Consider the following 10,818-nt stretch of genomic DNA (forward strand, 5'->3'; position numbering starts at 1 on the left):
AAAATTCTGTCGAGCGGCGCCGCACCTCGTGCTGCGAGTGCAAAACGTTTAGCAAATATCGCGATAAATTTAAACTTATTATGGCGAAACTTACAAGAAAAAACGCGACGCCTTCAAAGCGCATACAAAGCTACGTGGCGGTATTCGCGGCAAGCGGTGCAAACTATGCCGCTAAATTTAGAGCAAAATTTTAAATAAGGCTAAATTTAAAGAATTTAGCCGTTCATTATCGATAGCAGCTCGGTGTTGTCTTTGGTTTTTAGCATCTTGGCGTATAAAAATTTTAGCGCCTCGACGTCGTCCATCGTCGAGATCGCCGAGCGCAGCGCCCAGATCTTTTGCAGATTTTCGCTGCCTTGCAAAAGCTCCTCTTTGCGCGTGCCGGACTTGGTGATATTGATCGCGGGGTAAATTCTACGATCCGAGATGTTGCGATCGAGGATGATCTCGCTGTTGCCCGTGCCTTTGAACTCCTCGAAGATCACGTCGTCCATGCGCGAGCCGGTCTCGATGAGCGCGGTAGCGACGATGGTGAGCGAGCCGCCGTTTTCGATGTTTCGCGCCGCACCGAAGAAGCGCTTCGGCTTGTGCAGGGCGTTTGCGTCCACGCCGCCGCTTAGGACTTTGCCGCTGCTAGGCGTGACGGTGTTGTAGGCGCGCGCAAGGCGAGTGATGCTATCGAGCAGGATGACGACGTCCTTGCCGTTTTCGACGGCGCGTTTTGCCTTTTCGATGACGAGCTCGGCGACGCGGACGTGATTGAATGCAGGCTGATCGAAGGTTGAGCTAAACACCTCGCCGCGCACGCTGCGCTCCATGTCGGTGACCTCCTCCGGGCGCTCGTCGACTAGCAGTACCAAAAGCTCGACCTCTGGGTGGTTGCGCGTAATGCCGTTGGCAAGCTCTTTCATAAGCTCCGTTTTACCGCTACGCGGAGGCGCCGTGATGAGCCCGCGCTGTCCCTTGCCGATCGGGGTGAAAAGATCGAGCACACGACCGGTAAGGCGCATAGGATCGTATTCGAGCTTGAGCTTTTCGGTCGGAAAAAGCGGCGTGAGATTGTCAAATAACGGGCGCTCTCTGGCTTCTTGGATCGATTTATAATTGATCGCCTCGATCTTTAAAAGCGCGTAGTATTTCTCCTGATCCTTCGGCTCGCGCACCTGGCCCGTGACGATGTCGCCGACGCGAAGAGCGAATTTGCGGATCTGGCTGAGGCTCACGTAGGCATCGTTAGCGCTATCGCTTAAATTTGAATCTATGCCGCGCAAAAAGCCGTAACCCTCGGCGGTAACCTCCAAAATCCCCGTAAAAAGTATGAAGCCGCCCTGCTTCGTCTGCATGCGTAAAATTTCAAAAACGAGCGCTTGGCGGCGGAATTCGCGTGGGTTCTCAACGCCTAGCTCGTCTGCTATGGCGATGAGATTTTCAAGATCCATCGAGCGGAGCTCCTCGATCTGGTAGCCCTCGACGGGAACGTGCGTTTTAGCGTAAGTTTTTCTGCCGTTTTGATTAGAATTTGAAACGGCGGTCTGAGCGGAATTTTGATTTGTATTTTCCATTTGTCCTCTTAGAGTGTGAAGTTATTAAATTTGGTTTTAAAAAAGTTGCGAAATTTAAAATTTAGTTTTCTTTATAAGCACCGAACCTTAAAATTTTTTGTTGCCTTCTGCTGATGAGCTCGTCTATGCTAAGATCGTCTAGCTTGTGCAGCTCGGTTAAGACGTAGTTTCCAAGCGCTTTTATCGCGCCGTCTTTATCTCTGTGGGCGCCCGTTTTAGGCTCTTTGATCACGTCGTCGATCAAGCCTAGCTCTTTTAGCTCCTCGGCAGTGATCTTTAGCGCTTTCGTAGCGGCCTCGCTCTTGCTTGGATCGTTCCACAAAATCGCAGCACAGCCCTCGGGAGAGATAACCGAAAAAATTGAGTTTTGAAGCATCGCCAGCCGATCAGCCACGCCGATAGCCAAAGCTCCACCGCTGCCGCCTTCCCCTATAACGACGGCAATCGTAGGGGTTTTAATATCGCTAAACTCATATAGATTTCGCGCGATAGCCTCGCTCTGACCGCGCTCCTCGGCACCAAGTCCCGGATATGCGCCCGGAGTGTCAATCAAAAACAAAATAGGAAGGTTGAATTTCTCGGCAAGTTTTGCTACGCGCAGTGCCTTGCGATAGCCCTCCGGATGGGGCATGCCGAAATTTCGCTTCAGCTTGTTTTTGGTACCGCGACCCTTCTGCTCGGCAATCACGGCAATTTTACGGTTACCCATAATGCCCAGATAACACACGATCGAAGGATCGTCTCTAAAGGCGCGGTCACCGTGAAGCTCCCTGGCATCTTGCAAAAGCGCACGAATATAATCGATCGCGTAAGGGCGATCCGGATGACGCGCAAGCTGAAGTCTTTGGTATTCGTTTAAATTTTTATAAACTTTGGAAATTTCTTTTTCGAGGTTCTTATTTAAAATTTCGACCGCGTCCTCATCGCCGCGAATTTTTGCAGCGGTGATGTCCTCATCGATCTGCTTTATAGACTTTTCGAAGTCCAGATAGCTAGCCATTAATCTACTCTTTTGAAAATAAGCGATGCGTTCGTGCCGCCGAATCCAAAATTATTGCTCATGACGCAATCGAGTTTGGCTTTTCTAGCGACGTTTGGCACATAGTCCAAATCGCAATCTGGATCTTTTGAAATTTGATTTATCGTAGGCGGTATGATGCCGTTTTGCATCGCTAAAAGGCTGATCGCAGCCTCTACCGCTCCGGCAGCGCCTAGGCAGTGTCCTAGCTGACCCTTAGTAGAGCTGACCGCAGGCACTTTGCCCTTGCCGAAAAGCTCTTTTAACGCCGCAGTTTCGTTTTTATCGTTTATCGCGGTGGACGTTCCGTGGGCGTTGATATAATCAATCTTTGGGCGTCCCGCCATCTCGTAGGCTTTTTTCATAGCGCGGATCGGGCCGTCTAGGCTAGGCGAAGTGATATGATAAGCATCGCCGCTAGCGCCGAATCCTACGAGCTCGCCGTAAATTTTAGCGCCGCGCGCTTTTGCGTCCTCTAGCTCTTCTAAAACTAAAGCCGCCGCGCCTTCGCCCATAACAAAGCCGTTTCGCTCCGCATCAAATGGACGTGAAGCGTGCGCAGGATCGTCATTTCTAGCGCAAAGCGCCTTCATCGCGGCAAATCCGCCGATACCTACGGGACAAACCGCAGCCTCGGCTCCCACTGCGAGCATCTTTTTCGCTTCGCCGATCATAATAACTCTCGCAGCGTCCATAATCGCATGTGCGGAAGCCGCACAAGCCGTAACGCTGGATAAATTCGGACCTTTTAATTTATAATATATAGAAACAAAGCCGCCGAGCATATTTACTAACGCAGAAGGGATAAAAAACGGCGAAATCCGCCTAGGACCGCGCTGCAAGCAGGTATTGGCATTTATCTCGATATTCGGTAAACCGCCTATACCGCTAGCCGAGCTAACGCCGAATTCGTCGCTATCGAAACCGCTAAATTTAGCATCCTCTATAGCTTCGCCCGCGGCTTTAAGTCCCAGCTGGATAAATATATCCATCTTTTTTATCTCTTTTCCATCCTCGATTATGCTCGAAGGATCGAAACCTTTTACTTCAGCTGCAATTTGAACCGGAAATTCGCTAGCGTCAAAGAGCGAAATTTTATCAACCCCGGTTTTTCCGTTACAGATATTTTCAAAACTGCTCTGTTTGTCAAGCCCGAGAGAAGTTATCATCCCGATGCCCGTTACTACGACTCGTTTCAAAACCGCTTCCTTAAAATTTTATTTCTTAGGCAAATTTTCTATATAATCTACTACGTCTTTAATGCTTACTAATTTTTCGGACTCGCTATCAGGGATCTCGATACCGAATTTCTCCTCTAAAGCCATTACTAGCTCAACTACGTCAAGAGAGTCCGCGCCCAAATCCTCGATAATTTTAGAGTCAAGTTTAACCTGATCCGGGCTAACGCTGAGTTGTTCTACAACTACGTCTCTTACATCTTCAAATACTGCCATTTTAGCACTCCTTTAAAAAAATACCGCGTAATTCTATAATATTTAACCTTAAATTCCGCTATTTAACGCTACATATAGAGCCCGCCGTTGATTTTAAGCGTCTCTCCGGTAATGTAGCCCGCGCCGTCGCTGAGTAAAAACGCAACTCCTTCGGCGACGTCGCTCGTGCTTCCGAGACGCTTAAGCGGGATGCTCGCTTCGTAGCTTGCTTTTACGTCGTCGCTTAGCGCATCCGTCATATCCGTAGCGATGAAGCCCGGAGTTATGCAGTTGAAGCGAATTCCGCGCGCTGCGCCCTCTTTTGCAAAGCTCTTGCTCATCGCGATCATTCCGCCCTTGCTCGCGCTGTAATTGACCTGCCCGGCGTTGCCCATTTCGCCGACGATCGAGGCGATATTTACGACGGCACCGAAGCGCTTTTTGCTCATTAGTTTTAGGGCTTCGCGGCAGCCGATAAAGGCGCTGCTTAAATTTGCTTCGATCACGCCCATGAAGTCTTCCAGCTTCATCCTAAGCGCGAGCTTGTCGTTCGTGACGCCCGCGTTATTTACCAGATAGCTTAGTTCGCCGTCACTTTGCGCGATCAGGGCAATCGCCTCGCTAAATTCCGCCTCGTTCGTCGCGTCAAATTTTATCACGGCGCCCTCTCCGCCGTTTGCGCGGATCTCCTCTAGCAGCGCGTCGGCTATCTCGGGCTTTGAGCGATAATTGATCCACACCTTAAGCCCGTAGCCAGCTAAAGTCCTTGCGATCTGTGCGCCGATACCGCGGCTTGCGCCCGTGATTAAAACATTTTTCCCGCTAAATTTCATACTTATCCTTTTGTTAAAATTTTAATTTCTAGCGTAAATTTATCCAAATTGATTAAATTTTAGTTATCTCAAATTACTCGCGAGCCGTGCCGTTTAAATTTTAAAATAGCGCTTCTTCCATCTCCGCGGGCTTCGGCAGTCCCATTAGCTTTAGCACGGTCGCTGCGACGTTGCTAAGCCCGAGTCCGCTTTTTAGTTCGCGCACGCCCTCGCCCGCGACGAAACAAAACACGTCAAAGGTCGTGTGGTTGGTTAAAATTTCGCCGTCAGCGTCTCGCATCGCCTCGCAGTTGCCGTGGTCGCTGATCTGGACATAGGCGTAATCGTGCGCCTTCGTCGCGCCTAAAATTTTACCGATGCACTCATCCACCGCCTCGACTGCCTTTACTGCGGCGTCATAATTGCCCGTGTGGCCGACCATATCGCCGTTTGCGAAATTTACGACTATAAAATCGATCCCCGCTTCGATACCGCGGATCACCGCGTCGCACACCGCTGGCGCGCTCATCTGCGGCTGCTCGTCGTAGGTTTTTACTTTCGGGCTTGGTATCAGCACGCGAGTTTCGTTCGGCAGCGGCTCCTCGACGCCGCCGTTAAAGAAAAACGTCACATGCGCGTATTTTTCGGTCTCGGCGGTGTGAAGCTGCGTAAGACCGGCTTCCGCGATCACTTCGCAAAGCGTATTTTTAAGCACAGGCTTCTCAAATAGCAGTGGAAATTTAAAGCTCGCGTCGTATTCGCTCATCGTGATTAAATTTTGCACGACGAGCTTTCGCTCAAATTCGCCGAAATTCTCATCGCCCAAAGCCGCGCAAAGCTCTCTAGCGCGATCGTTTCTAAAATTTATAAAAATCACTCCGTCATCCGCGCCGATACCGCTAAAGCCGTTAAAGCTCGCAGGCTCGATAAACTCGTCGCTCACGCCGCGCTCGTAGCTTTGCAGCACATACTCGCTAGGCGAAATTTCAAGCGGCGCCGCTTCGCCCATAAGCACGTCGTAAGCGCGCTTTACGCGGTCAAAGCGCTTGTCGCGATCCATCGCGTAAAAGCGCCCGCAAACGCTGCCGACTTTAAATTTAGCCTGTAGGTGCTTTAAAAATTCCGCCCCGCTGCTCGGCGAAACGTCGCGCCCGTCGGTGATAGCGTGCGCCCATGTCTCGCAACCCGCATTCTGCGCTATCTCGCAGATCGCGTCGAAATGGCGCAGGTGAGAATGCACGCCGCCGTCGCTGTAAAGCCCTATGACGTGCAGCCTGCGGCACTTTGAAAGCAGGCTTTGCAGCGCTTCGTTTTTCTCGAGCGAGCCCTCATCGATCGCGCGATCGATTTTGACTAGGTTTTGATACAGAATTCTACCGCTTCCGATCGTCATATGCCCTACTTCGCTGTTTCCCATCTGCCCCTGCGGCAAGCCCACGGCAAGCCCCGAGGTGTGCAGCAACGTATCGGGCACGTTTTTAAAAAGATAATCATAGGCGGGCTTTTTTGCGTTTGCAAACGCGTTAAATTTATCGCTCGCGTTAAAGCCGATGCCGTCGGTGATAAGTAAAATCGTCTTTTGCCCCATTTTGGCTCCTAAATTTCGTCTAAATTTCGCCGCACAGGTCTTTTGAAACGGATCTGCGGCGCTGTTTTTACGAGCGGCATTATAATTTCTTTTAGCAAATGCGGCAAAATTTCATCCGCCCTAAAAGCTAAATTTTACCTCTTTTATACTAAAATGCGCGTTTTCGTATAAAATTTCATAAAATTTAAAAGGCAAACTTTGTTTTATTATCTTTACCATCTTACGAATATAAATTTCTTCCAATACATCACCGCTCGCGCAGGAATCGCGTTTTTTATCGCTTTTTGTTTTTCGGTCTGGGCTATGCCGCGGTTTATCCGCTGGGCGCAAGCCAGACACGCCGCGCAGCCCATATACGAGCTCGCGCCGCAAAACCATCAGAAAAAGAGCAAAACCCCAACGATGGGCGGGCTTGTTTTCGTTACCGCCGCGGTGCTTGCTAGCCTGCTGTGCGCCAAGCTAAACAACGTCTTCGTGCTCTGCGGGCTGCTTTGTTTAGTGGGCTTTGGATACATAGGCTTTAAGGACGATATCTCTAAAATTTTAGGTCGCCAAAACCACGCAGGCCTTAGCGCACGGGCTAAATTTGCACTGCAAAATTTCTTGGCTTTTCTGATCGGAGCTACACTTTATGCTTTTAGCGACCTGGGCGGGGAATTTTTCGTGCCGTTTTTCAAATACCCTCTGCTAAATTTATGGATCTTCGCGCCGCTGTTTTGGACGATCGTGATAAGCGCGAGCTCAAACGCGGTAAATTTAACCGACGGATTAGATGGGCTAGCGACCATTCCGTCGGTGTTTTCGCTCTGCACCCTAGGCGTGTTCGCCTATCTTTGTGGGCATGCTATCTACTCGCAGTATCTCTTGCTACCGCGCGTCGCAGGCGCAGGCGAAGTCTGCATCATCGTATCGGCGCTCATCGGCGCGCTGCTTGGGTTTTTGTGGTTTAACTGCTACCCCGCCGAAGTCTTTATGGGCGATAGCGGCAGCCTCAGCGTAGGCGCGTTTTTAGGATACTGCGCGGTCATCACGAAAAACGAAATTTTACTCATAATGATCGGCTTTGTCTTCGTCATCGAAACGCTCAGCGTGATCTTGCAGGTGGGCAGCTTTAAAATTTTTAAACGCAGAATTTTCCTGATGGCGCCGATACACCACCATTTCGAGCTTAAAGGCTGGGTCGAAAACAAAATCATCATCCGCTTTTGGATCATCGCGCTGATCGCAAATATCATAGCGCTGACGTCGCTGAAATTGAGGTAAAATGCGAGCGCAAATTGAACCCGACTTCGAAACGGCGCGCGAAAGATACTGCGAAATGAGCGAGCTTAGCGCGGATGAGATAACTCAAATTTTATGGGGCAAAAGGGGAAAAAAATGAAAAAATCGCTATTTGGCTACGGGCTTACGACCAGAGCGATCGCCGAGCACTGCCAAAAAGACGGCTGCTGGGAGATATACGACGATAAATTTGAAATTTCTTCGGGCGCGCCGAAGCTGGATGAGTTCGGCAACGCGCTTTTAAACCCGAGCGAGTTCGATCCCGCCGCAAGCGAGCTTGAAATCCCTAGCCCAGGCTTCCCTCCGCATCACGAGCTGGTGCGAAAGGCACAAAATTTAATCAGCGAATATGATTATTTCGACGATTACAAAGGTCTTAAAATTTGGATCAGCGGCACGAACGGTAAGACCACTACGACGAAGATGATGCAGCACCTACTCGAGCGATACGGCTCGCAAATGGGCGGTAACGTGGGCATTCCACTTGCAAAACTTGATAAAAGTACCAAAATTTGGGTGCTGGAGACGAGCTCGTTTACGCTGCACTACACCAAACGCGCGCGCCCCGACATCTACGTGCTGCTTGCGATCACGCCCGATCATCTCAGCTGGCACGGCGATTTTGCGGAGTATGAGCGCGCCAAACTCTCGCCGCTGCTATCGATGCGCGAAGGCTCCGTGGCGCTGATCCCGCGCGCCTACGAAAGCTCCGCCGCCGCGCAAAACAGCCTAGCTCGCGTGATCTGCTACGAGGACGAAGCGGATCTGGCGCAAAAATTCGGCATCGATTTAGGCGAGATAAAATTCCGCACGCCGTTTTTGATAGACGCGCTTTTGGCGCTGTGCGTGGAGAAAATTTTATTCGACAGATGCGGCGCCATGCGACTAAACGACTTCGTGATCGAAGGCAATAAGCTAGAGGAGTTTACCGACGCGCGCGGCAGGATCTGGGTCAATGACACGAAGGCTACCAATATCGATGCGTGCGCGCAGGCGCTGAAGCGGTACGCGGGGCGCAAAATACATCTGATCCTTGGCGGCGACGATAAAGGCGTGGATCTGCACCCGCTTTTTGCGGAGTTTAAAAAATACGATCTGCAAATTTACGCAATCGGATCAAACACCGATAAAATCGTGCTTTTGTGCGACGAATACAAACTTCCTTGCGTGCGCTGTGAAATTTTACAAACGGCGGTGAGCGAAATTTCGAGGCGGTATTTGAGCGGAGAAAATTTTTGCGAAAATGAAATTTCAAAAGGACGCTTAGGCGGCGAGAATTCCGTGGGAAATTTAATGCGGGATGAAATTTCGGATACCGAAGGCGTAAGCTCTTGCATAGACGCAAGCGGCGGCGAAAATATGCTGCATGAAGGCGGTAACGACCGCTCATCCGTCGCGAAGGGTAGTGACGCTTCATCAAAATGCTACGCAAAGGGCAGCGAAGCTTGGGATTTGCAGAATTCTAGAAATTCCGAAAATTTTAAGAATTCAGTAAATTTAGCAGGCGAGATTGCGCTGCTAAGCCCTGCGTGCGCAAGCTTGGATCAGTTTAAGAGCTACGTCGAGCGCGGCGAACTATTTAAAAAACAAGTCGCACAACTTGGATAGATAAGCATATCAAGTTTAGATGGATCAGGTCGAGCCTTTATTAATACAATTTGCAATCGTATTTTAAAATTTCAACGCTTCTGCTGCGCGGATATCTAAATAAATTCAATCCCGAAGTAAACATCCCTATGTCACACTATTAGCCTGAGCGCGATGTTTATAAAGATGCTTCGCCAAGTCAAAATTAAAATTTTGGTGCCAAATTTAACTAATCGCAGTCTGTTGTCCGTTATTGCATGTAAATTTTAAAGCAATGCTATTTTCTAGTGCGAATTTATCTACTTTGCATAGTCTAAAACCAAGTATACAATTTGCGGAATTGGCTAAATAATATAATTTTTATATCACTTTGCCTTTTAATTGTTAAGATCGATAGGCCGTTTTGATTATTGCAAATTACTGCATAAGCAATATTTTTATCACTAAAATTTAGAAAATTCCAACTGAGTAAATTTGGCTATTTTGGAGCGCAACGTGCAAAAATCTAGCAAGAATCGAGAATTTTAACCGAGATTTAAGTATTGCATGGCTAAAATTACTTTTCTTTTTCAGTGGTTGGATAGCTCAGTCGGTAGAGCAGCAGACTGAAAATCTGCGTGTCGGCAGTTCGATTCTGCCTCTAACCACCATTGCCTATTTTTTACAATCTAACACAATCCAACAAAACCCCTAAAATACGGACTTTAAGTGATTTTAATCCTCTAAAGCAGTCTAAAATAATCAGGCAAAGCTAGCAATTTAAAAACATTTTAAAAATATTTTTGGCAAAATTCTGAAAATCGAGCGAAAAAATATTTTTAAAACTTACCAAATGCCCTATTTAAGGGGCTTACAAGGCACTCCAAAAAATGTTTTAAAACGCTTGAAACGCCCAAAATAGGGTTTTGTGAAGCTTAAAAAAACGCTGCAAAAGCAAAAATATTTTAAACCTCATCAAATCCCCAATTTTAGGCACGTAGAGAGCAAAAAGGCGGCGATTTTAAAAATATTTTTGCGCGAGATTTTGACCCGAAAACCGAAAAAATATTTTTAAATCGTCTCAAATAACGCATTTAAGGGAGTTAGAACGCAATGGCTAGGATAGTAAAACCGCTTAGCGATAAGCAAATTAAAGAGGCAAAGCCGAAAGCCAAAGACTACAAGCTCACGGACGGCGACGGCTTAGGGCTGATAGTAAGCAAGAGCGGGCGCAAGCGCTGGGTATTTGCTTTTATTAGCCCCAATACGGGCAAGCTGAATAATACGGGGCTAGGCAACTACCCCGTTTTATCGCTAGCCGAAGCGCGAGAGAAGCGAACCGAGCTTAAAAAGCTAGTGATGAGAGGTATCGACCCTATCACAGAAAAGAAACGCGCCAAAGCTCAAAGGATAAGCGAGCATAACCGCAGCTTTGAAAAGGTCTTTAACGAATGGCTAGAGCTTGAAGCCAAAAGCATACTACCCCAAACGCTAAAGACCAAGCGCGGGCGTATTGAAAATCACGTAATGCAGATACTAAAAGATAGAGGAATAAAGA

At 48.5% G+C, this 10,818-nt stretch carries 10 protein-coding genes and 1 tRNA gene; 5 read left to right on the top strand and 6 right to left on the bottom strand.

Annotated features, from left to right (window positions below; translation table 11 throughout):
• On the top strand, positions 1-194 hold a 194-nt coding region (locus Q0095_RS08340), incomplete at its 5' end, for a hypothetical protein (protein WP_297883075.1).
• Positions 195-215: 21 nt separating this feature from the next.
• On the opposite strand, the gene rho is transcribed toward Q0095_RS08340, so the two are convergent.
• From rho to gpmI, 6 genes are all read right to left on the bottom strand, one after another.
• Positions 216-1,562 (bottom strand): transcription termination factor Rho, encoded by a 1,347-nt coding sequence (gene rho, locus Q0095_RS08345; protein WP_005873347.1) that lies wholly within the window; start codon positions 1,560-1,562, stop codon positions 216-218.
• A 61-nt stretch (positions 1,563-1,623) separates the two neighbouring features.
• The gene (gene accA / locus Q0095_RS08350) at positions 1,624-2,562 is read right to left on the bottom strand and encodes an acetyl-CoA carboxylase carboxyl transferase subunit alpha (protein WP_005873348.1); all 939 of its coding nucleotides are present in this window, start codon (positions 2,560-2,562) and stop codon (positions 1,624-1,626) included.
• Complete coding sequence (locus tag Q0095_RS08355) at positions 2,562-3,779, bottom strand: beta-ketoacyl-ACP synthase II (RefSeq protein WP_297883077.1); 1,218 nt, start codon at positions 3,777-3,779, stop codon at positions 2,562-2,564. Before Q0095_RS08355 ends, accA begins: the two co-directional genes overlap by 1 nt.
• Before the next feature lie 18 nt (positions 3,780-3,797).
• Positions 3,798-4,034, bottom strand: coding sequence for an acyl carrier protein (gene acpP / locus Q0095_RS08360; RefSeq protein WP_005873350.1), 237 nt, complete (start codon positions 4,032-4,034; stop codon positions 3,798-3,800).
• Between the two features lie 68 nt (positions 4,035-4,102).
• The gene (fabG, locus tag Q0095_RS08365) at positions 4,103-4,846 is read right to left on the bottom strand and encodes a 3-oxoacyl-ACP reductase FabG (RefSeq protein ID WP_297879893.1); all 744 of its coding nucleotides are present in this window, start codon (positions 4,844-4,846) and stop codon (positions 4,103-4,105) included.
• 100 nt (positions 4,847-4,946) lie between these two features.
• Entirely contained in the window at positions 4,947-6,413 is a 1,467-nt protein-coding gene (gene gpmI / locus Q0095_RS08370; RefSeq protein WP_297883079.1) for a 2,3-bisphosphoglycerate-independent phosphoglycerate mutase, read from the bottom strand.
• Positions 6,414-6,611: 198 nt separating this feature from the next.
• Here gpmI and mraY point away from each other — a divergent pair, with 198 nt between their 5' ends.
• The 4 genes from mraY to Q0095_RS08395 form a co-directional block, all read left to right on the top strand.
• Positions 6,612-7,676, top strand: a complete 1,065-nt coding sequence (mraY, locus tag Q0095_RS08375; RefSeq protein ID WP_297883081.1) for a phospho-N-acetylmuramoyl-pentapeptide-transferase — start codon at positions 6,612-6,614, stop codon at positions 7,674-7,676.
• A 114-nt stretch (positions 7,677-7,790) separates the two neighbouring features.
• Positions 7,791-9,302, top strand: coding sequence for a UDP-N-acetylmuramoyl-L-alanine--D-glutamate ligase (murD, locus tag Q0095_RS08380; RefSeq protein WP_366806314.1), 1,512 nt, complete (start codon positions 7,791-7,793; stop codon positions 9,300-9,302).
• A gap of 553 nt (positions 9,303-9,855) precedes the next feature.
• Positions 9,856-9,931 (top strand) — tRNA-Phe (locus Q0095_RS08390).
• A gap of 442 nt (positions 9,932-10,373) precedes the next feature.
• A partial coding sequence (locus tag Q0095_RS08395) for an integrase arm-type DNA-binding domain-containing protein (RefSeq protein WP_297883083.1) occupies positions 10,374-10,818 on the top strand: 445 nt, incomplete at its 3' end.

It is taken from the genome of uncultured Campylobacter sp., assembly GCF_938045535.1.
Classification (GTDB): domain Bacteria; phylum Campylobacterota; class Campylobacteria; order Campylobacterales; family Campylobacteraceae; genus Campylobacter_B.

Excerpts from the sequence above, each read along its gene's own strand:
- rho (WP_005873347.1), bottom strand. The coding sequence starts at position 1,562 with ATGGAAAATACAAATCAAAATTCCGCTCAGACCGCCGTTTCAAATTCT.
- accA (WP_005873348.1), bottom strand. The coding sequence starts at position 2,562 with ATGGCTAGCTATCTGGACTTCGAAAAGTCTATAAAGCAGATCGATGAG.
- acpP (WP_005873350.1), bottom strand. The coding sequence starts at position 4,034 with ATGGCAGTATTTGAAGATGTAAGAGACGTAGTTGTAGAACAACTCAGC.
- fabG (WP_297879893.1), bottom strand. The coding sequence starts at position 4,846 with ATGAAATTTAGCGGGAAAAATGTTTTAATCACGGGCGCAAGCCGCGGT.
- gpmI (WP_297883079.1), bottom strand. The coding sequence starts at position 6,413 with ATGGGGCAAAAGACGATTTTACTTATCACCGACGGCATCGGCTTTAAC.
- murD (WP_366806314.1), top strand. The coding sequence starts at position 7,791 with ATGAAAAAATCGCTATTTGGCTACGGGCTTACGACCAGAGCGATCGCC.